This is a genomic window from Nocardia exalbida NBRC 100660 (genome assembly GCF_000308575.1).
GTDB lineage: Bacteria > Actinomycetota > Actinomycetes > Mycobacteriales > Mycobacteriaceae > Nocardia > Nocardia exalbida.
This window is the reverse complement of sequence record NZ_BAFZ01000002.1, coordinates 76683-103017: the sequence shown is the minus strand read 5'-3', so window position 1 is coordinate 103017 and position 26335 is coordinate 76683. Positions and strand designations below refer to the sequence as shown.

General features: G+C 68.6%; 26 protein-coding genes and 2 pseudogenes. 16 read left to right on the top strand and 12 right to left on the bottom strand.

What is annotated here, in order from left to right:
* Window positions 1–49: 49 nt before the first annotated feature.
* From ON29_RS01025 to ON29_RS01005, 5 genes are all read left to right on the top strand, one after another.
* A complete protein-coding gene (locus ON29_RS01025; RefSeq protein WP_040864193.1) occupies window positions 50–1189 on the top strand; it encodes a septum formation family protein in 1140 nt (379 codons plus the stop codon).
* 10 nt (window positions 1190–1199) lie between these two features.
* Entirely contained in the window at window positions 1200–1550 is a 351-nt protein-coding gene (locus ON29_RS01020) for a metallopeptidase family protein (protein WP_040864192.1), read from the top strand.
* 164 nt (window positions 1551–1714) lie between these two features.
* Entirely contained in the window at window positions 1715–2026 is a 312-nt protein-coding gene (locus tag ON29_RS01015) for a PE domain-containing protein (protein ID WP_040864191.1), read from the top strand.
* Window positions 2027–2069: 43 nt separating this feature from the next.
* Complete coding sequence (locus ON29_RS01010) at window positions 2070–3236, top strand: PPE domain-containing protein (protein WP_040864190.1); 1167 nt, start codon at window positions 2070–2072, stop codon at window positions 3234–3236.
* Window positions 3233–4060: an ESX secretion-associated protein EspG gene (locus tag ON29_RS01005; protein WP_040864189.1), complete on the top strand. Its 828-nt coding sequence runs from the start codon at window positions 3233–3235 to the stop codon at window positions 4058–4060. The genes ON29_RS01010 and ON29_RS01005 overlap by 4 nt, the downstream gene beginning before the upstream one ends.
* 19 nt (window positions 4061–4079) lie before the next feature.
* Here the strand turns inward: ON29_RS01005 and ON29_RS01000 are convergent, their stop codons facing one another.
* The 3 genes from ON29_RS01000 to ON29_RS00990 all read right to left on the bottom strand — a co-directional run bounded on the left by ON29_RS01000 (window position 4080) and on the right by ON29_RS00990 (window position 6169).
* The gene (locus ON29_RS01000; RefSeq protein ID WP_040864188.1) at window positions 4080–4748 is read right to left on the bottom strand and encodes a histidine phosphatase family protein; all 669 of its coding nucleotides are present in this window, start codon (window positions 4746–4748) and stop codon (window positions 4080–4082) included.
* Window positions 4745–5659 carry a prephenate dehydratase gene (gene pheA, locus ON29_RS00995; RefSeq protein ID WP_040864187.1) on the bottom strand — a complete coding sequence of 305 codons (915 nt, stop codon included), beginning with the start codon at window positions 5657–5659 and terminating at the stop codon, window positions 4745–4747. Before pheA ends, ON29_RS01000 begins: the two co-directional genes overlap by 4 nt.
* A 96-nt stretch (window positions 5660–5755) precedes the next feature.
* Window positions 5756–6169, bottom strand: coding sequence for a hypothetical protein (locus ON29_RS00990; RefSeq protein ID WP_040864186.1), 414 nt, complete (start codon window positions 6167–6169; stop codon window positions 5756–5758).
* A 198-nt stretch (window positions 6170–6367) separates the two neighbouring features.
* On the opposite strand from ON29_RS00990, the gene ON29_RS00985 reads away from it, so the two are divergent.
* From ON29_RS00985 to ON29_RS00965, 5 genes are all read left to right on the top strand, one after another.
* On the top strand, window positions 6368–7135 hold the full coding sequence (locus ON29_RS00985) for a DUF2470 domain-containing protein (protein ID WP_040864185.1): 768 nt from the start codon (window positions 6368–6370) through the stop codon (window positions 7133–7135).
* 268 nt (window positions 7136–7403) lie between these two features.
* A complete protein-coding gene (locus tag ON29_RS00980; RefSeq protein WP_040864184.1) occupies window positions 7404–8198 on the top strand; it encodes a CPBP family intramembrane glutamic endopeptidase in 795 nt (264 codons plus the stop codon).
* Between the two features lie 128 nt (window positions 8199–8326).
* On the top strand, window positions 8327–9649 hold the full coding sequence (locus ON29_RS00975) for an LCP family protein (RefSeq protein WP_174371770.1): 1323 nt from the start codon (window positions 8327–8329) through the stop codon (window positions 9647–9649).
* Between the two features lie 10 nt (window positions 9650–9659).
* Window positions 9660–10211, top strand: a complete 552-nt coding sequence (locus ON29_RS00970) for a ferritin (RefSeq protein WP_040864183.1) — start codon at window positions 9660–9662, stop codon at window positions 10209–10211.
* 71 nt (window positions 10212–10282) lie between these two features.
* Window positions 10283–10831, top strand: coding sequence for a ferritin (locus ON29_RS00965; RefSeq protein WP_040864182.1), 549 nt, complete (start codon window positions 10283–10285; stop codon window positions 10829–10831).
* Window positions 10832–11050: 219 nt separating this feature from the next.
* Here ON29_RS00965 and ON29_RS00960 read toward each other — a convergent pair whose 3' ends face one another.
* The 4 genes from ON29_RS00960 to ON29_RS36825 form a co-directional block, all read right to left on the bottom strand.
* The gene (locus tag ON29_RS00960; protein ID WP_040864181.1) at window positions 11051–11965 is read right to left on the bottom strand and encodes a DUF5926 family protein; all 915 of its coding nucleotides are present in this window, start codon (window positions 11963–11965) and stop codon (window positions 11051–11053) included.
* Window positions 11966–12453: 488 nt separating this feature from the next.
* Window positions 12454–13221 carry a glycerophosphodiester phosphodiesterase gene (locus ON29_RS00955; protein ID WP_040864180.1) on the bottom strand — a complete coding sequence of 256 codons (768 nt, stop codon included), beginning with the start codon at window positions 13219–13221 and terminating at the stop codon, window positions 12454–12456.
* Window positions 13218–14171 carry a DUF4328 domain-containing protein gene (locus tag ON29_RS00950; RefSeq protein ID WP_051174747.1) on the bottom strand — a complete coding sequence of 318 codons (954 nt, stop codon included), beginning with the start codon at window positions 14169–14171 and terminating at the stop codon, window positions 13218–13220. Before ON29_RS00950 ends, ON29_RS00955 begins: the two co-directional genes overlap by 4 nt.
* 110 nt (window positions 14172–14281) lie before the next feature.
* On the bottom strand, window positions 14282–14650 hold the full coding sequence (locus ON29_RS36825) for a rhodanese-like domain-containing protein (protein ID WP_040864178.1): 369 nt from the start codon (window positions 14648–14650) through the stop codon (window positions 14282–14284).
* A gap of 516 nt (window positions 14651–15166) precedes the next feature.
* Between ON29_RS36825 and ON29_RS00940 the strand changes: the two genes are divergently transcribed.
* Window positions 15167–15778, top strand: a complete 612-nt coding sequence (locus ON29_RS00940; RefSeq protein ID WP_040864177.1) for a hypothetical protein — start codon at window positions 15167–15169, stop codon at window positions 15776–15778.
* Window positions 15779–15853: 75 nt separating this feature from the next.
* Here the strand turns inward: ON29_RS00940 and msrA are convergent, their stop codons facing one another.
* Complete coding sequence (gene msrA, locus ON29_RS00935; RefSeq protein ID WP_040864176.1) at window positions 15854–16534, bottom strand: peptide-methionine (S)-S-oxide reductase MsrA; 681 nt, start codon at window positions 16532–16534, stop codon at window positions 15854–15856.
* Between the two features lie 191 nt (window positions 16535–16725).
* On the opposite strand from msrA, the gene ON29_RS00930 reads away from it, so the two are divergent.
* From ON29_RS00930 to ON29_RS00920, 3 genes and pseudogenes are all read left to right on the top strand, one after another.
* The gene (locus tag ON29_RS00930) at window positions 16726–17349 is read left to right on the top strand and encodes a superoxide dismutase (RefSeq protein ID WP_039794275.1); all 624 of its coding nucleotides are present in this window, start codon (window positions 16726–16728) and stop codon (window positions 17347–17349) included.
* A gap of 305 nt (window positions 17350–17654) precedes the next feature.
* Window positions 17655–18182 (top strand): hypothetical protein, encoded by a 528-nt coding sequence (locus tag ON29_RS00925; RefSeq protein ID WP_040864175.1) that lies wholly within the window; start codon window positions 17655–17657, stop codon window positions 18180–18182.
* Between the two features lie 290 nt (window positions 18183–18472).
* A pseudogene (locus ON29_RS00920) lies at window positions 18473–19174 on the top strand (TMEM165/GDT1 family protein); the annotation flags it as partial.
* A 387-nt stretch (window positions 19175–19561) separates the two neighbouring features.
* On the opposite strand, the pseudogene ON29_RS37415 reads toward ON29_RS00920, so the two are convergent.
* Window positions 19562–19777: pseudogene (locus tag ON29_RS37415) on the bottom strand (helix-turn-helix domain-containing protein); the annotation flags it as partial.
* 187 nt (window positions 19778–19964) lie between these two features.
* On the opposite strand from ON29_RS37415, the gene ON29_RS00915 reads away from it, so the two are divergent.
* Window positions 19965–20732, top strand: a complete 768-nt coding sequence (locus tag ON29_RS00915; RefSeq protein ID WP_040864299.1) for an SDR family NAD(P)-dependent oxidoreductase — start codon at window positions 19965–19967, stop codon at window positions 20730–20732.
* A 62-nt stretch (window positions 20733–20794) separates the two neighbouring features.
* On the opposite strand, the gene ON29_RS00910 is transcribed toward ON29_RS00915, so the two are convergent.
* From ON29_RS00910 to ON29_RS00900, 3 genes are all read right to left on the bottom strand, one after another.
* Window positions 20795–21613 (bottom strand): class I SAM-dependent methyltransferase, encoded by an 819-nt coding sequence (locus ON29_RS00910; RefSeq protein ID WP_040864174.1) that lies wholly within the window; start codon window positions 21611–21613, stop codon window positions 20795–20797.
* A 175-nt stretch (window positions 21614–21788) separates the two neighbouring features.
* The gene (gene htpG / locus ON29_RS00905) at window positions 21789–23747 is read right to left on the bottom strand and encodes a molecular chaperone HtpG (protein ID WP_040864173.1); all 1959 of its coding nucleotides are present in this window, start codon (window positions 23745–23747) and stop codon (window positions 21789–21791) included.
* Between the two features lie 27 nt (window positions 23748–23774).
* Entirely contained in the window at window positions 23775–25457 is a 1683-nt protein-coding gene (locus ON29_RS00900; protein WP_174371773.1) for a TM0106 family RecB-like putative nuclease, read from the bottom strand.
* A 225-nt stretch (window positions 25458–25682) separates the two neighbouring features.
* Between ON29_RS00900 and ON29_RS00895 the strand changes: the two genes are divergently transcribed.
* The gene (locus ON29_RS00895) at window positions 25683–26327 is read left to right on the top strand and encodes a DUF6474 family protein (RefSeq protein WP_040864172.1); all 645 of its coding nucleotides are present in this window, start codon (window positions 25683–25685) and stop codon (window positions 26325–26327) included.
* The last annotated feature ends 8 nt before the right edge of the window (window positions 26328–26335 follow it).

Sequence of the window (26335 nt, the reverse complement as noted above, 5' to 3'; positions counted from 1 at the left end):
CGGGGCAGGTCGTGGCACCGAGGCACGGACGCTGCCATGATGGACCGCGATGTCCTCCGAACCTGTGTCCCGGTCCCCGCAGGCGCCCAAGCGCGGCGCGTCGTCGCGTGCCGACTCGGTACGCCGCTCGATCGACTCGGCCAAGGCCGCTCTCGCCGACAGCGATCTGCGCGATGTGCAGCTGTCGGCGCCCACGTTGCGCTGGGGTCTGCTCGCGGTGGCCGTCGGCGCCGTGGTCGCGGCCCTGGTGACGCTGTCCATCACCGGCTTCGACAACGGGAAGAACCTGGAAGTGCACAATCCCGGCGCCCCGGCGCAGCCCGTGCTGGACAAGGAATTCGGCACCGCCGCCAAGGGCGACTGCCTGAGCTGGACCAAGCCCGACCGGTCCGACCTGGTCAAGGTGAACTGCTCGAGCAAGCACATGTTCGAGGTCGCGGCCGACATCGATATGAGCAGGTACCCGGGCAAGGAGTTCGGTCCCGGCTCGCGCTTCCCGGACTCGCTGCGGCTCACCGAGCTGAAGGAAGAGCACTGCGTGCCCTCGGTGCAGAAGTACATGTCGGGCCGCTTCGATCCGCGCGGCAAGTACATCGTCGGACTGATGTACCCGAGCCCGGATGGCTGGCAGCACGGTGACCGCACCCTGCGCTGCGGCCTGCAGGTCGCGGCCAGCGTCGGCACCCCGCCGTCGGTCGGCAGCGCCACCGAGCACGACCAGTCCAAGGTGTACGAGGCGGGCGTGTGCCTCGGCATCAACCAGAACCTGCCCACCGATCCGGTGGACTGCACGCAGCCGCACGCCGTCGAGATCGTCTCCACAGTCGATCTCGCCGGGCACTTCACCGGCGGTCCGCCCGCCAAAGAGGATCAGGACAAATTCGTCGAGGAGGAGTGCACCCGCACCTCGACCGACTACCTGGGCGGGCCGGACGTCATCCGCAACAAGACGCTCACGCTGTTCTTCGACTACATCGATGCCCGCAGCTGGATGGCGGGCAGCCGCAAACTGGACTGCATGATCGGCAAGGGCGCCGACCGGGAAGGTTTCGCGCCGATCACCGGCTCGGCCAGGGGTGACATCCTGATCAACGGCCAGGCTCCGGTGCCGCCGCCGAACACCGGGCGTTCCACGCCCGCACCGCTGCCCGGCGCCGCGCCGCTGCCGCCGCAGCCCCAGCCGAGGTAGCCCGGCGCCGATGCCTGTATCGATGTCCGACGACCGGTTCGAGGAATTGGTCGGGGACGCATTGGATCTCATCCCGCCCGAGCTGACCCGAGCGATCGACAATGTGGTCGTGCTGATCGAGCCGCGCAATCCGGAGGATGCGCATCTGCTCGGCCTGTACCACGGCATCGCGCTCACCGAACGCGACAGTCATTACGGCGGAGCGCTTCCCGATACCGTGACGATCTACCGCGAGGCCATTCTCGAACTCTGCGCCGACGAGACGGAAGTCGTGGAAGAGGTGGCGGTCACCGTGATCCACGAGATCGCACACTATTTCGGCATTGACGAAGACCGCCTGCATCAGCTGGGATGGGGATAGTCTGAACCGAGCTGTATTGCGCGCCCCGAGCGGTGGGTGTGTAATCGGCACGGAGATCGAAAAGTTGGGGATTCGATGGAACCGATCGCGTTGCTGTCGCGTCCTATCACTCGAAGGGGGAATTCTCGTGGTTCCGCCCCACAGCCACTAGAAGGAGTCGAGTCATGGTTGGACATGTACTGATCGCACCCGAAGCCATTCTCGCCGCCGCGGCCGAACTCGACCTCGTCGCCGAACGTCTGGCCGCCGCCGCGGCGATCACCGCGCCCGCGACGCACGTGCTGCCCTCCGGCGCCGAGGAGGTCTCCTTCCTCGGCGCGAGCCATTTCAACCAGGGGGCGATGTCGCACGACCGCGCGATCGCGCAGGCGATTCTGGAATGCCACCACGCCGCGGCCACGCTGCGCATGCAGCTGGCGCAGCACGTCGCGGGTGACGTGGTGCGCGCCGCGGGCATCAGCGCCATCCAGGTGTAGTTCCAGACCCATCAGCAACGCTTAAGCAGGGGAGAAGTCAAACATGGTTGCAGGAGTCACCGGGGTGATCTGGGCGGCGCGCCCGTCGGAGATCAATTCGGCCACCCTTCACGCGGGCGCGCACGCGATTCCGATCTCGGCCGCGGCCACCGCCTGGGGCGGCCTCACCGCCGCCTGGATCGACGCGACGACGACCGTCGCCAGGGTCATGGCCGAACTCGGCGTCGGGATGCAGGGCATCAACGGTATCGCCGCGCTGAGCAAGCTCACCGGTTTCCTCGGCTGGTCCGAGCAGCAGGGCGTGCAGGCGGCCGCGATGGGCGCGAAGGCCGCGGCGAACGCCACCGCCTACACCGTCGCCTCGCTGGCGATGCCCAGCCCGCCCGAGATCGCGGCCGTCAACGCCGCCTTGGCCGCGTCGGCGAACCCGCCCGGCGTACTGAGCGGCGCGTTCGAGGTCGCGGAAGTCGCCAGGAACGCCATGGACATTCGCGCGGCGTTGGTCATGGAGACCTACGAGGCCGCCACCAGCGCCATGGTCGCCACCCCTGCCGAGTTCCTGCTGCCGCCGCCGATCGCCAAGGGCGCCGGATCGGCCGGCCCCGAACAGGCCGCGGATACGACCACCGAGGTCCCGGCTGATCCGATCCAGGCGGCCGTGGCCGCCACGCAGGCGTTCTTGAGCAACCCCGGTGTGGCGAGCGCTGCCACCCAGGCCGCTCAGGCCGTCGGCTCGATCGCCACCACCGGTGTCTCCACTGTCGGAAATGTCGCGGGCAGCGCGATCGCGGCGGCGACCACCACCTCCGCGCCCACCTTCTCCGGCATGGCTCCGATGGCCATGGGAGCCGGTGCGGCAGCGACCGCCGCCGCCGCCGCGACTCGGGCGGTGTCGTTCTCCGGCCTCGGGTCGGCCGGTATCAGCAACGGATCGCTCAAGCTTCCGGAAGGCTGGGGCTCCAGCGGCACGATCGGTGGCTCCGCCCCGGTGCAGGAGACCGTGGCGGTCAAGCCCGTCGAGGCTGCCCCGGTCCGTCCGGCGAACAACGGCAACGGCAATCCGCTGCTCGGTAACCAGGCTCGCAGCGACGAGGAGGACGAGAGCGAGCACAACGGCCGGGATTACCTGCGGTCGACCGAGCACTTCAACGACGGCCGCTTCACCGCCGATGGAGTCATCGGCGGTGACTTCAGCGGGACGGTTAGGTGACCGTACTCGGTGCCGGCCGCGACCCGTCGACGCTCGAGGCGGTCGTCCTGTCGCTCGACGAGATGCAGTTTCTCGTGGAGAAACTGCAGATCGAAGTCCCCGTCGTCTTGAACGCTCGGGCACGTTACGACAACCTGACCGATCACAGAGCGGCAATGGACGCGGCTGCCGAGTCGCTCGTCCAGCGGGAACTCCTCATCGACGATGTGCTCCATCGCGACCTGGAGAATCGGCTGCGCGCGCTGAACCGGCCGCATTGGATCATCGCGCTGCGTTTGATCGTCGACGGTTGGGTGAGTCGCTTCTGTCTGGCGAAGGGCGCCGACCTCGCGGTCGTCGCCCTTCGGGGACAGGACTCCTATGTCATCGACGAGGCGGGAATCGACCTGCCCGGCACCATTCTCGCGGCACTCGGCTACGCCGAGCCGCTGGAGCTGTACGGCATGAACGCCCCCACCGAAGAGCTGGCCACGATCTTCGGCGACACGGGTGACGCCGCGGCCACCGCCCAGCGGCTGACGAAGGTGGGCAACCCTGCCCACGATGCGAAGACCTTGGCGGCGGCTTTGGTCGAAATCCACTCGTATGCCGAGATAGTCGGCGTCATCTACGGCGACGGCACCAGAGATATGGCCGACAACCACATCGCCGTCTTCAACACGCGCGCAGGGCGATTCATCGCGACCGCGAGCAAGTCCGACGACGGCGTGAAGTGGACGTCACTCAGCAGCGGAACCCCCGCGCGACTGCGCACGGCGGTGCAGGACCTGATCAACTCCCTGCCGGAACGCGAAGAGTTCCCGCGGCATCCGAAGCTGTCCTGAGCACGCCGAATATGCGTCGCTAGCCCATGGGATCGTCGGAGGTAGGCGCGACGTCGTAGCCGAACGGCGGCGTGAACCGGCCCCAGCGGATGCACTCCCACCCGCCATCCGGCATCGGCACCAACTCGATGGTCTCGGTGTTATCCAGGTGGTTGTTCGTCGTGAACGGCGGTCGAACATCCGCGAGCGTGCGGCCGACGAGCCGCATGGCCGCACCGTGGCTGACCACCATCACGTCGCCGTGCCCGTCGTCCTCCGGCGTCAGATACGTGCTCCGCAACTCCGCGATCACGGGCAGAAACCGATCCAGCACATCCTGGGCGGACTCGCCGCCGGGCACCCGCAACGTGAGATCGCCTTCGTGCCAGGCGCGGTAGATCTGCTGGAACGTCTGGTGCGCGTCCTCGCTGTGCCTGCCCTCCAGGTCCCCGGCCTGCACCTCGTGCAGTCCGTCCAGGACCATGGCGGCGACACCGGTCGCCGCCTCGATGTAGCTCGCCGTCTGGCGTGCCCGCAGCGCCGCCGAGGAGAACAGCACCTTCGGCGCGCGGAGCAGGCCCTCGCCGAACGTCTTCGCTTGTGCCGCACCGCGTTCGGTCAGCGGTAGTCCTGGAATCCTGGTATCCAGCAGCTTGGCGACGTTACCTTCGGTCTCCCCGTGCCGGACCAGAATCAACCTCCCGGTCATAGGTCCGCCTTCCCCTTTCTCAGCTGGATCAACCACTCCGACGCGGCTTCGTCGGACGGTGGCGGCGTGCCGGTCGCCGATGTCGCCGGCCAGGACCCGAGAAAGCGGATCCGCGCGGCGCGGTGCAGCGCCTTGAGCGCCTCGGCCACCGCCGTGTCGTCGATGTGCCCGACGCAGTCGAGATAAAACCGGTAGGTGCCCATGCCGGTTCGGGTGGGCCGCGACTCGATCCTGGTCAGATCGATACCGCGCGTGGCGAATTCGGCAAAGGCGCGCATCAGCGAGCCCGGTACGTTCGACAATTCGAGCACGATCGAGGTGCGGTCGGCGCCCGTGGCGGGCGGCGCGACCGTGGGCCGGGTGCACAGCACGAATCGCGTGATGGCCTGCTCGTGGTCGGCGACTCCGGATGCCAGCGCGATCAACCCCAGCCGCTCCCCCGCCAGGGCGGTCGACACGGCGGCATCGGCGTGGCCGGCCACCACGTCTTCGGCGGCCGCGGCATTCGACGCCGAGGTGTAGGGCTGCGCCTGCGGGAGATGCCGCGCCACCCACAGCCGCACCTGTGCCGCGGCCACGGGGTATGCGGCGAGGGTGCGCACGTCCGGAAGCGCCGTGCCCGGCTTGCCCAGGATCGTGAAACTCACCTCGAGTTCGGTCTCCGCGACGATCTGCAGACGCGGGCCGATTGCCAGCGAGTCGAGCGTCGCCGAGATCGACCCCTCGACGGAACTCTCGATCGGCACCACAGCGCCGTCCACGTCGCCGGAGCGGATCAAGTCGAGCGCGGCCCCTTGGCTGGGCGCGGCAATCCGCTCGACGGGTCCGTCGAAGGTTCCCGAGGATTCGAGTTGGGCGAGGGCCATCTCGGTGAAGGTTCCGGACGGCCCGAAGTACGCGATTCGCGGCACGGTTACGAGATTACTTGCGCGCTCGCCCGGCCCCCCACCAATCGCGGAAGGCCCGGCCACCGCGCGGCCGCTGTTCCACGGCAGCCCGAGCGCCGTTCAACCTTCGTTGAGCACCCGCAATGCGTCGTTCACCCGGTCACCGGCCGCGGTTTCGATGGCGAGCAGAACGGATCTGACCGCCTCGACGGCCGGTGGTTTCAGAGAAGTCAGGAAGGCGATATCGGGGTTGCGCAGTGCGGCGCCGATGTCTTCGCCGCACAGTGCGGCGGCCGTCGCGGCGACGATGGCCACCGCGCGCTCACCGGAGGCGGTACGCGCGACGAAACCGGTATCGGAGTGTGCCGCCTGCGCGAGGAAGTCGGCGATCCCGCTGTCCGGCGCGTCCAGTTCCACGATCGGCGCGGCGGGGCTTGCGCCGATGTTGCGGACCAACCCGTCGACCAGACTGCGCCGCGGCGGCGTCGACAACGTCACCAGCACCGGTTCTCCGGATTCCGTCCCTTCCGACACGCCCTCACCGTAACAACACTGTTCGATCCGAGGCCGGCTGCCCGCGGGACCGGTGCTTATGAGCTTCGCCGCGGTCGGCCGTATGCCACGGGTCGCTTCGATTCGGCTCGATCGGAACGCTTGCGGAACCCACACGCTGTCACTTAGCTTAGGGTAACCTAATCACCATTGCGCGCCGCCCGCTCCACGGAGGTTTGTATGCCGAGTCCGTCCTCGACCGTCGCACCGTCCACCGCCGAGCGGGTGCGCAGCGCGTGCGCCCACGCGGAGCAAGCGGTGCTGGCCATGCCGGGCATCGATCCCGCCCCCGCGTCGGTGCACCACGTTCGCCAGTGCGGCGACGCCGTGATCGCGGTGCCCACCGCCTCGGTCGCCGCGATCCTGGCGGGCAATTCCGGCGAGCAGGGCGCGCCCGCGGTGCTCGAGCTCACCGATCACGCCCCGCTGCCGCTGCGCGAGCCGGTGCGCGCACTGGTCTGGCTGCGCGGCTGGGTGCGTGCGGTGCCCACCCAGGCGCAGCGCGCGCTGGCCACCGAGGTGGCCAAGGACCACCCGCATCCCGGGCTGCTCGACATCGGCTTCGGCGCGACGCTGCTGCGGCTGGTGATCAACTCCGCGGTGGTGGCCGACTCGACCGGCGCGGAATCGGTGAGCAGCGACGAGTTGCGCTCGGCGCAGCCGGATCCGTTCTGCGCCATGGAATCCGCATGGCTGCAGCACATGCAGGCCGACCACGCCGATATCGTCGCCCAGTTGGCCAGGCACCTGCCGCCGCAGCTGCGGCGCGGCATCGTGCACCCGCTCGCCATCGACCGCTACGGGCTCACCCTGCGGGTGGAGGGACACGACGGCGACCACGACTTCCGCTTGCCGTTCAGCGCTCCGGCCGACGACATCGAAGGCCTCAGCCGGGCCGTACGCACGCTGGCAGGCTGCCCGTTCCTCAACGGCCTGCGCCGCATCTGACTCGGTGACCACCCCGCGCACCGCACAGCAGAACCAGGTGACCCGAGCACGGTGCGGCCCGACCCCGCGGGCCTGGCCGCTCGTTCACGAACCGGCTCGATCTTGTGACCCCGCCCGAGCACCACGCAGGCCGACCACAGCGGCGGCCGACGTGTAGCGACGACGACACGACGCGTGATGACGCACCGACGGGCGGGTTCCGGACCTTCGCGGAACTCGACGGTGACGCGCCGCGCGCCCGACCGGGCGAGCGCAATAGATTCGACCCATGCGTGCGGAGTCCGATGCCCAGTGGGACGAGGCCGAGCCGACCGATCGCGAGCGGCTGGCGCTCAAACTCGAGATCGCGGTGGTGCTGCTCGTCACCTTCGGGCTCAGCGGGCTCAGCGCCGCGCTTTCGCTGGTGGAGAGTGCGCTCGCGCCGGGCGGGATCGGTGGGCGGACGGTCGCGCTGAACCCGTCGCGGTCCACGCAATCCACTATCGACCTGCTGTTCCAGCTGCTCAGCGTGCTGCGGCTGCTCGGGTGGGCGGCTTTGGGCCTTTACCTGCTGTGGCGCGGCGGCATCGGGCCGCGAATGATCGGGCTGGCTAATCGACTCCGGTGGCGCGCGGACGTGCTACCCGGCTTGACGCTCGCCGCGGTCATCGGGATACCGGGGCTGGGACTGTATCTCCTTGCCCACGCGCTGGGCCTCAGCGTGACGATCGTGCCCGCCTCGCTCGGCGACTACTGGTGGCGGCTGCCCGCGCTCATCCTCTCGGCCTGCGCGAATGCCCTGGCCGAGGAGGTCATCGTGGTGGCTTTCCTGCTCACCCGGTTGCGCAGGCTCGGATGGTCGGCGAACTCGGCGCTGCTGGCCTCGGCGCTGCTGCGGGGCAGCTATCACCTGTATCAGGGACTGGGCGGAGGACTCGGAAATTTTGTGATGGGCGTCATATTCGGTCGCTATTGGCAGCGCACGAACCGGCTGTGGCCGCTGGTGCTCGCGCACGCGACCATCGATGCGGTCGCCTATCTCGGCTATACCGTTCTGCGTGGCCATGTTTCGTGGCTCCCGTGACGCAACCGTGCCCTGCGGAACGCTAACAACCCGGCGCCGCCCGCGAATTAGGAAGCAGCGCCGCTTCCGTGTGCGCCCGGTGTCCACATGCGACACCTCACAACCGCCCGATAAGTAGAGTTTCAGTGATGAACGGCGACGACCCCCAGCGCAACGCGCACACGCGCCGGATGCCGCCGCCCGGCAGGCCCGGTGAGCCTCCCATGCGGCGCCGCGTGCCACCGCCCGGTCCGGGCGCGCCGCCGCCGATCGAGCCCACCCAGGTGATGCGTCGCGATGGCGCGGTCGATCCGCACGGGCAGCCGCTGGCGTATTCGCAGGTCCCGCCGGAACAGGCACGACGCATGCCACCGCCTCCCCCGGCCCGCAGGCACGCCCCCACGCAGCGCCCGGTGCCCTATCACGAAGGTCCGCCGCCCACGCCGCCCCGGAAGCCACGGCCGTTCCGCGAGGGCCCGCCGCCCGTGCCGCCGCGTGGCGAACGCCCGCCGCGAGCGCCGCGACCGCGCCGCAAGCGACACCCGTTCCGCTGGTTCCTGGTGATCCTGCTGGTGCTGGTGATCGCGGCCGTCGGCGCCGTCATCCAACTGGACAACTCGCTCAACCGCATCCCCGCCCTGGCGAACTACGCCAAGCGGGTCGGGAACACCCCCGGCACGAACTGGCTGCTGGTCGGCTCCGACGGCCGCGGCGAGCTGACCCCCGAGCAGGAGCAGGAACTCGCCACCGGCGGCGAGGTGGGTCCCGAGCGCACCGACACGATCATGCTGGTGCACGTGCCGAAATCGGGCAAGACCACCCTGGTCAGCCTGCCGCGCGACTCGTACGTCGGCATCCCCGGCCAGGGCAAGGACAAGCTGAACGCCGCATTCGCCATCGGCGGCCCCGCGCTGCTGGTGCAGACCGTGGAGATCGCCACCGGCTTGCGCATCGACCACTACGCGCAGATCGGTTTCGGTGGCTTCGCCGGCGTGGTCGACACCCTCGGCGGCATCGACGTGTGCGTCCCCAAGGCGATCGACGACCCGCTCGCCGGCATCGACCTGCCCGCGGGCTGCCAGCGACTCAACGGACCGCAGGCGTTGGGCTTCGTCCGCAGCCGGGCGACCGCGCTCGCGGACATCGACCGGATGAACAATCAGCGCCTGTTCATGGCCGCCCTGCTGAAGAAGGCGACCAGCGGCGCCACCCTGGCCAACCCGTTCAAGCTCTGGCCGCTGGCCTCCGACACCGCCGAGTCGCTGAAGGTCGACAACGGTGACCACATCTGGGACCTCGGCGGGCTGGGCTGGGCGCTGCGCGGCGAAACCGTCGCCACGACGGTGCCGATCGGCGGATTCGACGACACCGACAGCGGCAACGTGCTGCTGTGGGACAAGGAGAAGGCCGGCCGCTTCTTCGACGCACTGGCCGCCGACCGTGCCGTTCCGGAGGATCTGCTGACGCGGTAGCGTCGATGCCATGCCGGACACCGACGAGGCCGACGAGTCCTTCCCCGACTTGCTGCGCACGCAGATCCGTCACGAATTCACCGCCGCCCAGCAGTATCTCGCCGCCGCCGTGTACTTCGACTCGCGCAGACTGCCGCAATTGGCCGGACACGCCTACGGCCGGTCACGCGAGCACCACGGCAATGCGCTGCGCGTGGTCCAGTACCTGCTGGACCGGGATCTCCCGGTGCAGATCGGGGGCTTGGAGGAGATCACATCGACCTTCGAAACCCCGCGCGGCGCAATCGCTCTGCTGCTGCAGATCGAACAGGACCGCAGCGCCCGGATCAGCGACCTCGCCCGCGCGGCCCGCGGCTCCGGTGACTATCTGGGCGAACGATTCGTCCGGTGGTTCTTGGAGGAACAGGTGAAGGGCGTCGCCCGGATGACCACGCTGCTGGCCGTACTCGACCGCGCCGACGGGCAGTTGTTCGACGTCGAGGAGTTCGTCGCCCGGGAGATGCGGGCGCGGCAGCGCACCGATATACCGGCGCCGAAAATGGCTGGAGCAGCGCGGAATTAATTAGGCAATACTAGCCTCAATAAGGCTGCACTTGGATGACACGCGATCTGACCAGCGCTAATGTCGATGCCATGTCAAGCCATCCGGACGCTCCCCGCAGCAAATTTCACAGCCTGTTGCACGATCAGATCCGGCACGAATTCAATGCCGAGCATCAGTACATCGCGATTGCGGTGTGGTTCGACAATGCCGACCTGCCGCAGCTGGCCAAGCGGTTCTACAAGCAGTCGGTCGAAGAACGCAATCACGCGATGATGATCGTGCGGTACTTCCTGGACCGGGATATCAGCATCGAGATTTCCGGCATCGACGCGGCGAAATCGCATTTCGAGAGCGCTCGGGAGCCGATCGCGCTCGCGCTCGCCCAGGAGAAGACGGTTACCGAGCAGATCATCCAGCTGGCCAGCACCGCCCGGGAAGAGGGCGACTACCTCGGCGAACAGTTCATGCAGTGGTTCCTGAAGGAACAGGTCGAGGAAGTCGCGAACATGACCACACTGCTCACCATCGCCGATCGCGCCGGGTCGAACCTGTTCGACCTGGAGGAATTCGTCGCCCGGGAAATGAGCGGCCCGAGCGACACCTCCGGTGCGCCTTCGGTGGCGGGCGGCTCCGTCTGACGGAGTTCGCGCCGAGAAGGCGAACAGGCCCGGTTTCTTATCAGGGACCGGGCCTGCCGCTGTTCGGGGTATTTTTCCCGCCGAATCCGCGCGAGACGGTTTCGGCGCTTTCGGCGAGAGTTCGGTGAGACTTCCCTATCTTCCAGCGTTATCGGCCGCAATCGAAAGGCGTCGCCGCGGATCGATAGGAATTTCGCATGAATCCCGTCGACCGGGAACTCAGCGCAGTGTGACCTGACGTGACCGCAGGCCGTCACGGGAGCGGCGCTCGTCGGCCGTCAGCGGGGCGTCGACGGCCAGCGCCTCGGACAGGCGCGCACCGAATTCGGTTGCGGGCTTCACCCATTCGTCAGGGTGCCGCTCCGGGTCCAGGTCGAACACCGGGACCAGCACGCCGTGCGTACGGAACGACCCGGCGAATCGGGAACCTTCGCCGAGGTGCAGGCCGCCGGAGGCATGCAGGCGAGCCAGCGCCAGCATCAGCGCGTCCTCGTCCTCCGGCCGCACCCAGCGGATATGCGCCTTCTCGCCCGCGTCCACCCACCAGGCCGCGCCGATCGCGTCCAGCCCGAGCCGCGCCGACGGCATGATCGCCTGTTTGGCCTGCTCGATGGTGGCGGCGACCTGCGCGTCGGGCTCGACTCCGGCGGGCACCCACCAGTCGAAGTCCTGGTGCACGGTCAGCTCCAGGTTCGCGGCGGGATCGATGACATCGGCCAGCCGCGGACCGCCCGCGACGCTCGCCACGGAGGACAGCGAATCACCGGGCTCGGCGGACTGGGTCCACAGGATCGCCGCGGCCAGATCGGCTGCCGGGTCGGCGCCCTGGAATTGCGTCTGCACGCCCACGTACCCGCTGGGCTCGTCGCCGGCGCGCACCAGCGCGGCCACCGCGCCGGGCAGCACCGTGGCGAGCACGACCGGCCGCTCGGCCGCGACCGACGCCACGGGCGTCAACCGCGCGGTGGCCGAGGGAACGAATTCACGGAGCGCGACCAGATCGCACTCCGCGGCCAAGCCCTCGAACGGACGCGTGACGGCCTGTGCCGCTTGCTCCTGCGCTGCCCGCCGCTCGGCGAGACGCTGGGCCCGGTTCCCGTCGGGCTTAGGACTGTTGCGCTTACTCTTACCCACGAGGGGTCAACCTACACAGTGTTGGACCGGCCGCGCCCGCGGCGCGGCGTGTTCGCGGTGTTGGTTTTCCAGCGCCTGCGGCGCTGGGTGTTCGCGGCCCCTTCATGGCTCGCGAACGGCGGATGCTCGGTCTCGCTTCGCTCGAAACCGGGAGTCGAGGTGAGCTGGGCAAGCTTGGCTTTCGAGTTCTGGGCATGGGGCGCGCGAGTCGTGGGGCGAACGGGCACTGCGTGGGTGCATCATGCGGTCACCGCGCGAACGGGGTTGCGCCGTCGTCAGGACGCGGCAGCGAACGCCGTCGCACCGTGGATCGCAGATGCGGCGGCTCTCGTACGCGCCCCGACTTCGCGGGCGGCTGTGTTGTGGACGCCGCGGCTACCCGGCGGCGGGTGGGTTGGGCTTTCGCCGTAGGCGGGAGAGCGGCTGGTGCGATCGTTATGGAGCCGATGGTCCGATCGGCATGCGCTCGTTCGCCCCGCGCGGCCGATTCAGGCGGCCGGAAGCAGCGACTTGGTGCGGCCGGGGTGGTTGGTGGCGATCCAGCTGACGCCGAGGTCCGCGCACAGTTGGACGTCGTCGGCGTCGTCGACGGTCCAGCAGTAGGTCGCGCGGCCTGCCGCGGCGGCCTTGTCGACCAGCTCGGGATGTTCGCGCAAGGTCTTCACCGAGGGGCCGACGGCCGTGGCTCCGACGGTTGTGGCCGCGGAGCCGCCCAGGTAGCGCGATGATTCGCCGAGCAGAACAGTGGGCAGCAGGGGCGCGGCGCGGCGGATGCGCCACACCGCGGTGGCCGCGAACGACATCACGACGGCCCGGGAATGGTCCGCGGAGGCCGGGGTGGCGATGCCGAAGCGCTGGAGCTCGGCGAGCAGCTTGTTCTCCACCAGCGCGCCGTAGCGGACCGGGTGCTTGGTTTCGATGAACAGCTTGGTCGGCCTGCTGCGCCAGTCCAGCACCAGGCTGATCAGCTCGCTGAGGGTCAGCACCGAGGCGGGCGAGCCGTCGGCGCCGAAATCGAGAGCCCGCAGTTCCTCCAGCGTCATCTCGCTGACCAGCCCGCTGCCCGAGGAGGTGCGGTCGACGGTGCGATCGTGCACGCACACCAGATGCCCGTCCCTGGTCAGCCGGACATCGCATTCGACGCCGTCGGCGCCCTCCTGCAGCGCCAGCTCGTATGCGGCGAGCGTGTGCTCGGGACGCGCCGCCGAGGCGCCTCGATGCGCGACGACGAATGGCGCGCGACTGCCCTGGCTCACTTGGCCATAACCTCCTCCTGCTCACGGTCCTGAGCACCGTTGTCCTCGGGTGCCTGCCCTGCGCCCACCGGTTCGGCCGCGTGTCCGCCTCCGCCGGGATGCACCGGCTCGATCACCGGCACGGCGGGGTCGACCGCGATCAGCCAGCGGCGCGTGGTCCGGTGGCGACCGAGCAGGTCACGCCCCTCGAGCGCGCGCAGTACCCACAGGGTCAGCAGCGCGACCGCCGCGGCGACCAGGTCGGTGAACGCGGTGAACAACACCCCGTCCGCCTCCACCTGCAACGAATCCGCGGTGCGCCACAGTAGCGCGGCCGCCGCGACGACCCCGCCGAACACCCACGCCGCCCACCAGATGCGGGCCGCCCGTACCGCCCGGGGATCACCTTTCAGCGCGGCCACTTCGATCAGGAAGATCCCGGGCCACAGCAAATTGACCACCGGGATCAGGCAGCCGGATATCAGCGCTCGCGGCGAACGCGGGTCGCTCCGGCCCACGGCGTCGTAGGCCGCCCGCCTGAGCTCGATCAGCCTTCCGACCGTGGACAAGGCCGCCAGCAGCGCGATCAGGATCGCGAGCACCCCCGCGCCGATCACGAACGCGTCGGAGACGAAGAGCACGGCGGGGTGGATCAGGCGCGTCCGGTTGTGCAGCAAGAGCGCATAGCGCGCCAGCTCGGCGACGGCCGCCAGCCCGAAAACGCCCGTGGCCGCGACGAGCAGTCGGGTCACCGAGTCGGTCAACTTGCCCAGCGGTCGGCGTACCGAGCCCGCGGCCTGCGGCGGCGCATCGATCAGACCCCAGCGCGGAATCCGCGTGTAGCGAGGTGTGCGGCTCTGCGTGGCGGGCCCTGGCGGCTGCCTGCGGACGCGATGATCCGGTTTACGGGCCACCCAGCGGTAGTTGCGGCGGTCGGCGGGCGCGTCGATCGGCGCGGGCGAGAGGAGCACGCCGCGGCACCGCGGGCACCAGTGCATCGGCGCCCGCTGCACGGCCCAGCGCGCACCGCAGCGCGCACAAGGTTGTACCACCGTACTCACCCGCGCACCTCGTTCTTTCGTCAGTAGATCTTCGCCTCGTGGTCGCCCTCCGCGACCAGCGGGCGGCCGGCCTGCTGCCACGCCACCATGCCCCCATGGACCTGAACGGCCTCATAGCCGATGTGCGCGAGATATTCGACCACCTGCAAGGACCGGCCGCCCTGCCTGCAGATGACATAGAGTTCCGCGTCGTAGTCCAGCTCGTCGATCCGGGCGGGGACGTCGACCATCGGGATGTGGGTGGCACCCGGGGCGTGTCCGAGCCGCCACTCGTCGTCCTCGCGGACGTCGAGCAGGATCGGTCGCGGCGTGTCGGCCGACGCGGGCGCGCTGTCGAATTCGGCAGGCACGTCCTCCACCGTGACCGACGGAACGTGGGGGCTCGTCACAGATTCGATCCTGCCATGGGCGGCGGGCCGCCGTGCAGTTCCATGCCTGGGGAGCGGCCTCGACAGCGCGCGACGACTTCGGGTATGTTCTCCCTTCCGGAACCGACCACGCCCCCGCTCGATGCGGGTTGTGCATAACTCGGGCGAAGTTATCCACATAATCCACAGGTTGATCCACAAGGCGCAGCTGTCGAGGGCATTTTGCCGCGTTGGCGGAGCGTTTGCGCAACTTATCAGCTACCGCTTCGGGGCGTTTCCGTACTCCTGGTCCGAATCAGGGCGCTGATGCCTGATACGTGACAGGATTCACCCCCTAACGGTCGTGCGGTGCGAATGGCCGATCCGGGACTCCCCTCCTAGTGATCCCGGAGCGGCCATTCGTCGCCGACATCGGAACCTGCGGCCGAAGGGGTTCCGACATCTACTTGGACGGGGCCGGGGCGCGTTCGGTTCCATGAAATTCAGAACGCCGCCGAAATGCCGCGATCCGGCGTCGACGATCGGTAGCCTGAGCGCATGAACGTGAGCAGGGGGCTACGCCACGGAATGGACACCGAAGGACTCAACGTCGCGTTGTCCGAGGCCACGTGCCTCGGACTCGCGGTCGACGAGACCGCGGGCGAGTTACGACTCGACCTCGAAGTGCTGACTCTCCCCGAACACGGGACGGCCGCCGAGGACAGCCGGGTGCAGGTGCGGTTCACCCGCGTGAGCCGGGTCGCCGCGTCACTGCGCACGCAGCACTGGGACGACCTGGAACCCCGGGTGCTCCCGCTGCAACTGGACGGCCTGGACGAGGCGATCCGCAGCTTCGGGGGCGGGCGGCTGCACGGCTGGGAGTTCATCGATCTCGACGACAGCAGCTGGACACTGTGGAGTGAACTGCTCAGCTTCGATACCCGGATCGACGATCACGAGTCCGTGCACGTTCTGGAGTTCTCCCAGGAGGAGGGCATCGATCCGCGCGAGCTGGACGTCCGGGTGTGGTTCGACGACATCGTCGTATACGACACGCGGGGCAAGCAGATTCCCCTGGCGGACTTCATCGAGGGTGGCGCGCGGTGGTGGCGGGCGCACGATGCGGGTGATCCACGGGCGATGCGTCCCGGTATCGCTCCGCCCCTGTGAGCGCCGCACCCGGGATCTTCGCGAACCGACCGCACATCCGCCCGACCGGATGTGCGGTTTTTCGTGTCGGGGCGCTCAGGCGCCCGTACCCACCGGGCAGCTCACTCCGGTGGCGTGCACGGGGCAATATCCGCCGGGGTTCTTCGCCAGGTACTGCTGGTGATAGCCCTCGGCGTAGTAGAAGGCCGCCGAGCCGGGCAGCGGCGCGATGTCCGTGGTGATCCGCCCGTACCCCGCCGCGGCCAGGCGCTTGCCGTACGCCTCGGCCGTCGAGTGCGCGAGATCGGCCTGCTCCGGGCCGAAGGTGAAAACGGCCGAACGGTATTGGGTGCCGCGGTCGTTGCCCTGACGCATGCCCTGGGTGGGATCGTGGTTCTCCCAGAAGTGCCTGAGAATGCCCGCGTAGTCGATCACCGCGGGATCGAACACGACGAGCACGGCTTCGGTATGTCCCGTCCGTCCGCTGCACACCTCTTCGTAGGTGGGGTTGGGCGTGTATCCGCCGACGTAGCCGGCCGCCGTGGTGTAGACGCCGTCGAGTTCCCAGAAGCCCTTTTCCGCGCCCCAGAAACAGCCCATCGCGACGACCGCGAGCTGAAGCCCTTCGGGAAAAGGCGGGTGGATCGGGTGACCGTTGACGTAGTGGGTATCCGGCACGTCGAGCGGCTCCGCCCGCCCGGGCAGGGCTCGCTCGGGTGCGATCATGACGGGTTCGGGGAGGCTCAGACGCCCCACTAGTTCGTCGTACCACGACATGGTTCGATGCTACGCGTGCGTTTCCAGTGGGGCCGATGTGCGTGATGTGACGGTGCGCGACCCGCGGGCTGTGAGCGGCGTCACCGGAATGTGCGGGCGTGGGCCCGAGTTGGAATCGACCGGGTGTACGAATGATGGTTGGCTGTGCTCGGAACAACGGGCACAACCGGCCCGACATAGGAAGGGACATCGTGGCTGAGTACACGCTGCCAGATCTGGATTACGACTACAGCGCCCTGGAGCCCCACATCTCCGGGCAGATCAACGAGCTTCATCATTCCAAGCACCACGCCGCGTACGTCGCCGGTGCGAACACCGCGTTGGAGAAGTTGGAAGCCGCTCGCGAGTCGGGCGATCACAGCGCCATCTTCCTGCACGAGAAGAACCTCGCGTTCCACCTGGGCGGGCACGTCAACCACTCCATCTGGTGGAAGAACCTCTCCCCCAACGGCGGCGACAAGCCGGTCGGCGAACTCGCCGCGGCGATCGACGACCAGTTCGGTTCGTTCGACAAGTTCCGCGCGCAGTTCACCGCGGCGGCCAACGGTCTGCAGGGCTCGGGCTGGGCGGTGCTCGGCTTCGACACCCTCGGCCAGAAGCTGCTGACCTTCCAGCTCTACGACCAGCAGGCCAACGTCCCGCTGGGCATCATCCCGCTGCTGCAGGTCGACATGTGGGAGCACGCCTTCTACCTGCAGTACAAGAACGTCAAGGCCGACTACGTCACCGCCTTCTGGAACGTCGTCAACTGGGCCGACGTGCAGGAGCGCTTCGCCAAGGCCACTTCGCAGGCCAAGGGCCTCATCTTCGGCTGAGCCCGAGCACCGGAACCGGGTCCGCGAATCCGTCCGCCACGCGCGGCCGGGTTCGCGGGCCCGTTCTGTTTTCCGGCGACGCGGGCACTTTGCCGAGAACCCCGTCCGGTCACCCCGAACTCGGGCCCGGCGAGGTGGGGCCGGATCCGCCACATGCGCAGCCCGATTGCCCGCCGATCTCCGTCCGACTGTCCGATTGGCACTCTTTGGTACTTGTGTGCCAGGTGACTCGTGGTTCATATTCGGAATCCACACCAAAAAGGGACGGGCAGGGTCGCCCCCGGGTTCGACAACGGGAGGCAGAAATGCGCACGAACGAACCGATCGGCATCACGCCGTTCCATTCGCGCGGGTCGCTGCGTGGCTTCTTGATCTCCGGCCGCTGGCCGGACACCACCAAGGAGTGGGCTCAGGTGCTGGTCCTGGCCGTGCGCGTGGCCACGCTACCCGGATTGCTGACGACCTCGACGGTGTTCGGGGTCCGTGAGGACCTGCCCGACGATCCCGCGCCCGGCACTGTCGGCCTGGTGCTGGCCGAAGGTCCGGTATTGGGCGAGGAAGCCGTCGAGCCGGGCCACTTCGCCGAGCATGTGCCCCCGGCGCTGCTGATGTTGCATCCTCCCTCCGAAACCCGCCCCTCGCTGCCGGAATGCGCCGGCGCGGCGTCCGGCTGCGTGCTGCTGCCCGGCGTGCCCCATCTGGGGCTGGAGCACCGGGCCGCGTGGGTGGAAGCGGAGTCGGACGGAACGATCACTTCGCTGGTCAGCCGGGTCGGACTGGACCCGATCAGCCATCCCGACACCGCGGTTCTGGCTATGCTGCTGGCCGCGTGAGGGTAACCGAAATTCGCCGGTTGGATCGCCAAACTTATTGTGCGCATAGCGATTTCGACGACAGCGGGTTGGCAGGGGCCGGTTCCGCCGGGTAGAGTCGGCTACAGCGAAGGGGAGTAGCCCCCAATCGCACAGTCGACATACTGACCCTCCGGCCCACCGGCGGGTCCGGCTGTGTGAACCGGCATCCGTCCGGTGGGCGAGACCTTCGGCCTGGACAACCATTTCGTTGTCGGCCGGAGCCCCGCATCTCCGACCGGCAGGCCGGAGACCTGGGAGAACCGCCACACATGATCGCCACCGTCTTGCTGAGCATCGGCATCGTCTTTCTCGCCGAACTGGGTGACAAGTCCCAGCTGATGGCGCTGACGTTCGCGCTGCGCTATCGCTGGTGGGTGGTCCTGGGCGGTATCGCGACGGCCTCCGCCGCGGTCCACCTGATCTCGGTCGGCGTCGGTCACTTCCTCGGCGCGGCCCTGCCCACCAGGGCTATCGCGCTGGTCGCCGCCGTCACCTTCCTGGCCGTAGGCCTGTGGACCCTGCGCGAACACTTCGGCACCGGCGACGGCGATCCCGAACCGAAGACGCCGAAGGCCGCCGGGGCGCCGTTCTTCGTGGTGCTGTCCGCGTTCCTGCTCGCCGAACTGGGCGATCGCACCATGTTCACGACCGCCGCGCTGGCCACCGACTACGACTGGGTGGGCGTCTGGCTCGGCTCGACCATCGGCATGGTCGCCGCCGACGCGCTCGCCATCGCGGTGGGCATCCTGGTCGGCAAGCATCTGCCGGAACACGCCATCGGCATCGGCTCGGGTCTGCTTTTCCTCTACTTCGGCTCGGCTACCCTGCTCGGCGCGGCGGCACCGGCCCTCGGCGGCGCCGCCGTCGCCGGCCTCGCGGCGCTGGCTCCCGCGCTGGCCGGTGCGGCGCTGCTGCTCACTCGGATGGCTCGCCGCACGAGTCCAGCGCGGCTCCATACAGTCCGCACCCCGGCGCAGCAGATCCAGCAGCGGTTCCCTCAGCGCGGGCAGACCGCCCACGTCCCCTGCCGCGATCCGAGCGGTGACCATCGAACCGATGGCCGCGGCCACGGCTTGGCAGGCGAAGCGCTGCGGCTCGGTCCGGGCGTCGAGCACGTCGGCGATCAACTCGACGAACCGCTCCAGCAGCCGGGCCCGGCGCGCGATCGCCGCCGACCCCACCGCGAAGACCTCGACCAGGAACAGCCGCGCGCTGGCCGGGTCGTCCACCAGATACTGGAGATAGGCGCGAAGGATCCGGTCCATGCGAGTGATGGCGTCCGCCTCGTCTTCCGTCCCGGTGGCCTCGGCGATCCGGTCGAGCAACAGTTGCACCGCGCGCTCGTAGGCCGCCTCGAAGCAGTCCGCTTTGGACCTGAACTGCTCGTAGAAGGTCTCCCGCGACACGCCCGCCCGTTTCAGGATCGCCGCGACGGAGGTTCCGATATACCCGTTCTCGGCCATGGCCTCCGCCGTCGCGACGAGGATCCGCTCGCGCTGCGAGGCGATCACCTGCTCCCGCGGCAGGCCGTGCCTGCCTCGGGGCAGACGTGCGCTGAGGGCCGATTCGGTCATGCGGTGACTCCGGTGTTCGGTCGAGCTGAACTGGGCTGCTTCATTCTGCGCGGTCGGGTCCGCAGGCCGATCGAAGAGGGTGCGCGCCGGGAACGAGTCGCGGGAGCCGTGCAGGGCCGCGCGCCGCGCACCGGTTAGGGTGCCATTGACGAAAGGCCAACTGGCTGTCACGAACGAGAGGACCATCGTGGAGATTTCGGGTTCCGCCGCCATTGTCACCGGAGGCGCATCGGGCCTCGGCGCCGCCACCGCCAAGCGCTTCGCCGAACTGGGCGCGACCGTCTTCGGGCTCGATGTACCGCAGTCGATCGAGCGCGCGGGCGACAACGTGCCCGCCGGGGTCACCCTCATCCCCGCCGATGTCACCAGCAACGACGAGGTCGCCGCGGCCGTCGCGCAGGTCGTCGAGTCCGGCGCGCCGCTGCGCATCGTGGTCAACTGCGCCGGCGTCGGCTGGGCGGGCCGCATCCTGTCCAAGAACGGCCCGCACGACCTGGAGCTTTTCCGCACGGTCATCACGGTAAACCTGCTCGGCACCTTCAACGTCATGCGACTGGCCGCAGACGCGATCGCCAAGACCGACGCCGTGGACGAGTACGGCCAGCGCGGCGTGGTCATCAACACCGCCTCCGTCGCGGCGTTCGAGGGCCAGATCGGTCAGATCGCCTACTCGGCCTCCAAGGGCGGCGTGCACGGCATGACCGTTCCGGCCGCGCGTGACCTGGCCCAGTTCGGCATCCGGGTGAACACCATCGCCCCCGGCATCATCGACACCCCGATGCTGGCCGGCGTCACCGAGGAATACCGCAAGGGACTCGAGGCGGGGGTGCCCTTCCCGTCCCGCCTGGGCCGTCCGGACGAGTACGCGCAGCTGTCGCAGTACATCGTCGAGCACGACTACCTGAACGGCGAGACCATCCGCATGGACGGCGCGCTGCGCATGGCGCCGCGGTAATCCCGCTGCGCTACTCCGGCAGCGCGCGGCCCCTCCCTGGAAGGGCCGCGCGCTGCCGTCTTTCACGCCTGCGGCTTGTGCCCGATGCCGAGGTAGGCCGTGGTGGACAACGGATAGTTCGGCCGGTACTTCTCGGCGAGAAACGCTTTCATGACGGCGGCGCGCCGACCCCAGACCTCCGCGCTCACACTGTGGCGCATGAGCTCCAACGGGGCGCTGCTGCGCACCATGGCCTCCCACATCTCCTCGGGGCTGCCGAAGGTGAGCGCGATCGAATGCCGCTGGATGGACACCGCCTCGAAACCCGCGCCGCGCATCTCGGATTCGAAGACCTCGGGATTCTCCAGGCTCAAGAAGTTCGGTTGCGGCTCCTGGATGTTCGGGTCGGCCGCGGTCAGGGCGCCGAACATCATCCGCATCAGCGGTGAGTCCGCGATCGGCGCCCAGCTCGACACCACCGCGGTGCCGCCCGGCCGCAGCACCCGGAACAGTTCGGCGAAGCCACGAGCGCGGTCCGGGAAGAACATCAGGCCGAACATGGAGAACCCAGCGTCGAACCGGTCGGACTCGTACGGCAGATTCTGTCCGTCGCCCACCCGCGCACGGATGTTCGCAAGCCCGGCGGCAGCGGCGTCCTTCGCCAAGCGGGCGATCATCGACTCCGCGAAATCGATCGCCTCGACCTGCGCGACCTGGCCCGCGGCCAGCAGACTGAGCGTGCCAGGCCCGGCAGCGACATCCACGATCCGCGACGCCGGGGACAACGAGGCGAACTCGAGCGCCCGCGCCGAGAACGGTCGCATGATGGTTGGCGCGAACTCGGCGTACCCGTCGGCGACGAGATCCCATGGCTCGGCGACGGCAAGCGGGTTTGCGGACATGTTGTGACGATCCTTTCAGGCATCCACATCTAACCGCGCCACCCGGGGGCATACTCCCCAGTCCTGCGAATATGCCACCTCGACGGTCACCGTAACCGAGAAATGGCCGAAACGTCGCCGACCGCACCGGCCGCGACCGGAGAACCCCGATGTGGCCCTCCGGTCGCGGGCGGGTTCACAGCGTGCGGGTCAGCCGATCGGTGAGGATGTGGGCGAAGTGCGCCGGATCCTTCAACTCACCGCCCTCGGCGAGCACCGCCGTACCGAACAGCAATTCGGCGGTTTCCGACAGCTCGGTCGCCGTACCTGCGTCGGCCTCCTCCTTTTTGGCGGCGTACGCGTCGCGCAGACCGGTGACCAGCGGGTGGGCCGGGTTGAGCTCCAGAATCCGCTTGCTCTCCGGCAGTGCCTGACCCGAGGCGCGGTACATCCGCTCCAGCATCGGCGTGAAGTCGAACACGTCGCCGACCAGGCAGGCCGGGGAGGTGGTGAGCCGGTTGGTCAGGCGCACCTCCTTGACGTTCTGCTCGAGCGTCTTGCCAAGCCACGCCAGCACCTCGGCGAAGTCCTTGTCCTGCTGCTCACGCAGCGCCTCGGAGGCCTTCTTCTCCTCCTCGGTCTCCAGGTCGACCTCGCCCTTGGCGATGGACTGGAACGCCTTGCCGTCGAACTCCGGCACCGAGCCGACCCACATCTCGTCGACCGGGTCGGTCAGGATCAGCACCTCGCGGCCCTTGGCCTTGAACGCCTCCAGATGCGGGGAGCTCTCGACCTGGTGGCGGGTCTCGCCGGTCATGTAGTAGATCGTGTCCTGCCCCTCTGGCATCCGCTCCACGTACTGGGCCAGCGTGGTCAGCTCGGTCTCGGAGTTCGTCGAGGCGAACGAGGAGACCTGCAGGATGGTCTCGCGGTTGTCGAAGTCCGAGAGCAGGCCCTCCTTCAGGACGCGGCCGAATTCCTTCCAGAACGTCTGGTAGCTGGTCTGGTCCTCGGCGCCCTGCAAATCCTTGACCGTGGACAGCACCTTCCGCACCAGGCGCTTGCGGATCGTCTGGATCTGCCGGTCCTGCTGCAGGATCTCGCGGGAGACGTTGAGCGACAGGTCCTGCGCGTCCACCACACCCTTGACGAAGCGCAGGTACTCCGGCATCAGCTCTTCGCAGTTGTCCATGATGAACACCCGCTTGACGTAGAGCTGCACACCGCGCTTGTGCTCGCGGGTGAACAGGTCGAACGGCGCGTGCGAGGGGATGAACAGCAGCGCCTGGTACTCGAAGGCGCCCTCGGCCTTCATCGGGATGATCTCCAGCGGATCGTCCCAGCCGTGGCTGACGTGCTTGTAGAACTCCTTGTACTCCTCGTCGGAGACCTCGCTCTTGGGACGCGTCCACAGCGCCTTCATCGAGTTGAGCGTCTGGTCCTCGACGATGGTCGTCTCCTTGGCGTCCTCACCCTCGCCCTCGGTGACGGTCCGCTCCACCTGCATGCGGATCGGCCACGCGATGAAGTCGGAGTACTTCTTGACGATCTCGCGCAGCTTCCACTCGAGGGTGTAGTCGAAGAGGTGATCCTCCTCGTCCGCCGGCTTGAGATGAAGCGCGACCGACGTGCCCTGCGGGGCCTCGTCCAGCTCCTCGATCGTGTAGGTGGAGCTGCCCGCACTCGACTCCCACCGGGTGCCGGTGGTCTCCCCCGCGCGGCGGGTGGTCAGCGTGACCTTGTCGGCCACCATGAACGTCGAGTAGAAACCGATGCCGAACTGGCCGATCAATTCCTCGGCCGCGGCCTCGGACTTCGCCTCGTTCAGCTTCTTGCGCAGCTCGGCGGTACCGGACTTGGCGAGGGTGCCGATCAGGTCGACGACCTCGGCGCGCGACATGCCGATGCCGTTGTCCCGTACGGTCAGGATCCGGTTGTCCTTGTCGATCCCCAGCTCGATGTGCAGGTCCGAGGTGTCGACGTGCAGATCCTTGTCCCGGAAGGACTCCAGGCGCAGCTTGTCCAGCGCGTCGGAGGAATTCGAGATCAGCTCCCGCAGGAAGGTGTCCTTGTTGGAGTAGACGGAATGGATCATCAGCTCGAGCAGCTGATGTGTCTCTGCCTGGAACTCGAGTTGTTCGACGTGCTCTGTCACGTCGGCGATGGTACCGCCGCGCTCGGACTACGTGGCCGAAGGTGGCACCGAGACGTAATCCGGGACGACACCGTGCGATCGCGGATCGGTAACCGGCCCGAAGTCGGCGAGACCGGGAACCTCTTCGTCGGCACGGGTGGTCATCCATTCGCGCAGCACCTGGGTGGCGCGCACGTCGTCCTCGTTGTACTCCAGCAAACGGGTGCGCTGGGTCTGGTCCGGCGCGGCGCCGTCGTAACCGACCGCGAGCCGATACCAGCTCATCGACGCCTCACCGCTCGCTTCCGGATCGCGCCACGAGAACCCGGCGACCGGCGCGATCTTCTTCAGTCCCTTGCCGTTCGGGCAGATGAACTGGTCCGACACCGCTTGGAACATGTCCACCCATTGCGGCCCGTCCACGAACGCGCGCACCTGCTCCACCGTCGGCACGCCAGGGCGGCCCGCGAACCGGCGCGCCGATTCGTACAGCCACTTGTCCTCCGCCGTACGCGAATAGCAATACGCGGCAAACGTTCTGCCCGTCGCGGCCGCCTCCGCGCGCACCGTCATCAGCCAGGTCCAGAACTCGCCGAAGGAGCGGCCCTCGTCCTCGGTGGGCAACGGATCCCAGGTGACGAACGGGCGGTACACGCCGTCGAGCAGCGTTCCCCACAGGTACGCGCCGTATTCCTGGAAACTCTCCAGGTCGACGTCGACCTCCACGTCCGCCCGTCGCACCCGCACCTGCTCGACCCGCCGCACCAGCGGCGCGCCCGCGATCCACGCCCGCGCCGTCACCACGGCCTCGTCGAACGGGCCGTGCTGCCAGTCCTCGGGTTCCTCGCCCACCCAGGCGGCGAGTTCGTCGATGGTCTCGATGTCGTGCCTGCGCAGTACCTCGGCGCGGGAGCCGGGCGCCACCAGGCTGACGTCGCGATGCTCGATCAGCCAGCCCTCGCAGCTCGGCCCATCGACCCCGCGCGTCCACCACGGGCACTGCCTGCACTCGGGCACTTTGGAGGGGATGGTGGGCAGCTCGCCGCGCACCACCGCGATCCGGTCGGCGTAGCGGCGGTCGTAGTCGGCCAGCAGCGGAGCCAGATCGTGCACCAGGATGCGATCGAAGTCGAAGCCGATCACGCCGCCGACCAGCGCGGGGCTGGCCAGACCGTGCCGTTGCAGCATCCGGTGCAGATGAGCGAGCCGCTGCTGGTCGCGCGGCTGCTGACGGAGTTTGCGGTGCGGATCCGGTTGCGGATTCCAGCGGTAGGGGTCCGAGGTGATGGGGTGGAAGTCGGCCCGCTCGGGTTGACGCGGATCGGTCACCTTGTGGTTCACCACGATGATCGGGATGTACCCCCCGCGATCGGCGTCGCGCAGCAGGATCTCCGAACCTCCGCGCCTGCCGGTGTCCGGCTCCTGCGGCAGCAGGCCGCCCCAGATGTGCTGTGCGCCGATCTCGCACGCGCGCATCGTCGCTTCGGCGCGCTCGGCGGCGCGCAGGCCGGGATCGATCACCACCCAGGCGTCCGGGTCGGCGCCGACCAGCGCGTCGCGCACCCGGGCGCGGTGCGCGACGGCGGCATCCCGGCGCTGGCGTACACCCGCGTCCTCGGAGATGCCCACCAGGGCGTCGGGGTGCGTAGCGTCCAGACGCAGGCGATGGCGGCAGCCGATCAGCGCCCTGGCATCGATGAAGGCGGTCGGCGCGCCGGTGGCCCGATCCACGGCCGTTCCGTCGCGCTCGAGGCCGTCTTGGTCACCGATGTCCGAATCCACGCTAAGCAGTATGGTCCCTACCCCCGACAGTGTTGAATTCCAGCGCCTGGGCCGCACTACCCTCGCAGCGGACGCTGCGGACCCGATAGGGTGGCGGCAAAGCGTGTGACATGGGCGGACGGGCTTCCCCGGCGTCGTACTGCCATGGCGAACCAGCATGACGGAGGGCCTTCGATGGGGTTGTTCACGAAGCGCAAGCGGCGGCCGAGCCGCAGGGCCGAGGCGAAAGCCCTCAAGCACAAGGCCGCGATCGAGGCCAGGCTCGCCGCGAAGAACGACCGCAAAGCGCGCCGCGCCGAGGCCCGCACCCAGCGCAAGGTCGCCAAGGCGCAGATCGCGGCGTTCCAGGCGGAGGAGAAAGCCGCGCTGAAGGCGGCCGCCAAGGCCGAGCGCGATCCGTTCAGCGCCGGCCAGGTGAAGAAGTACCTCGGCGTGGCGCGTGTGCTCATCCCGGTGCTCGCTCCGCTCGCCTACCGTGGCGCGACCTTCCTGCGCGGGCAGCTCGACACCCGCCGCGCCCAGCAACTCGGCGTCGGGGTCGACCAGCTCGGCGACTTCACCGGACACGGCGCCAAGCTGCAGGCGCGCATCACGAATGCCGAAGCGGCGCTGCTGAAGATCGGCGCGCAGAACGGCAAGGACAAAGGCGAGACGCAGAAGTTCGTCGCCGCCACCAAGGATCGCCTCGGCAGCCTGACGGCCGCCGTGCACACCGCCGACCAGATGCCCGCCAACCGCCGCCGTTCGGTGCACACGTCGATCTCGCACGAGCTGTCCGGGATCGAGTCCGACATCCTGGCCCGGCTCGGCGTGCGCTGACCCTCCCT

Coding starts and splice junctions, on each gene's coding strand:
- ON29_RS01025 (WP_040864193.1), top strand. CDS start 50: ATGTCCTCCGAACCTGTGTCCCGGTCCCCGCAGGCGCCCAAGCGCGGC.
- ON29_RS01020 (WP_040864192.1), top strand. CDS start 1,200: ATGCCTGTATCGATGTCCGACGACCGGTTCGAGGAATTGGTCGGGGAC.
- ON29_RS01015 (WP_040864191.1), top strand. CDS start 1,715: ATGGTTGGACATGTACTGATCGCACCCGAAGCCATTCTCGCCGCCGCG.
- ON29_RS01010 (WP_040864190.1), top strand. CDS start 2,070: ATGGTTGCAGGAGTCACCGGGGTGATCTGGGCGGCGCGCCCGTCGGAG.
- ON29_RS01000 (WP_040864188.1), bottom strand. CDS start 4,748: ATGACCGGGAGGTTGATTCTGGTCCGGCACGGGGAGACCGAAGGTAAC.
- ON29_RS00985 (WP_040864185.1), top strand. CDS start 6,368: ATGCCGAGTCCGTCCTCGACCGTCGCACCGTCCACCGCCGAGCGGGTG.
- ON29_RS00980 (WP_040864184.1), top strand. CDS start 7,404: ATGCGTGCGGAGTCCGATGCCCAGTGGGACGAGGCCGAGCCGACCGAT.
- ON29_RS00975 (WP_174371770.1), top strand. CDS start 8,327: ATGAACGGCGACGACCCCCAGCGCAACGCGCACACGCGCCGGATGCCG.
- ON29_RS00970 (WP_040864183.1), top strand. CDS start 9,660: ATGCCGGACACCGACGAGGCCGACGAGTCCTTCCCCGACTTGCTGCGC.
- ON29_RS00965 (WP_040864182.1), top strand. CDS start 10,283: ATGTCAAGCCATCCGGACGCTCCCCGCAGCAAATTTCACAGCCTGTTG.
- ON29_RS00940 (WP_040864177.1), top strand. CDS start 15,167: ATGAACGTGAGCAGGGGGCTACGCCACGGAATGGACACCGAAGGACTC.
- msrA (WP_040864176.1), bottom strand. CDS start 16,534: ATGTCGTGGTACGACGAACTAGTGGGGCGTCTGAGCCTCCCCGAACCC.
- ON29_RS00925 (WP_040864175.1), top strand. CDS start 17,655: ATGCGCACGAACGAACCGATCGGCATCACGCCGTTCCATTCGCGCGGG.
- ON29_RS00910 (WP_040864174.1), bottom strand. CDS start 21,613: ATGTCCGCAAACCCGCTTGCCGTCGCCGAGCCATGGGATCTCGTCGCC.
- ON29_RS00895 (WP_040864172.1), top strand. CDS start 25,683: ATGGGGTTGTTCACGAAGCGCAAGCGGCGGCCGAGCCGCAGGGCCGAG.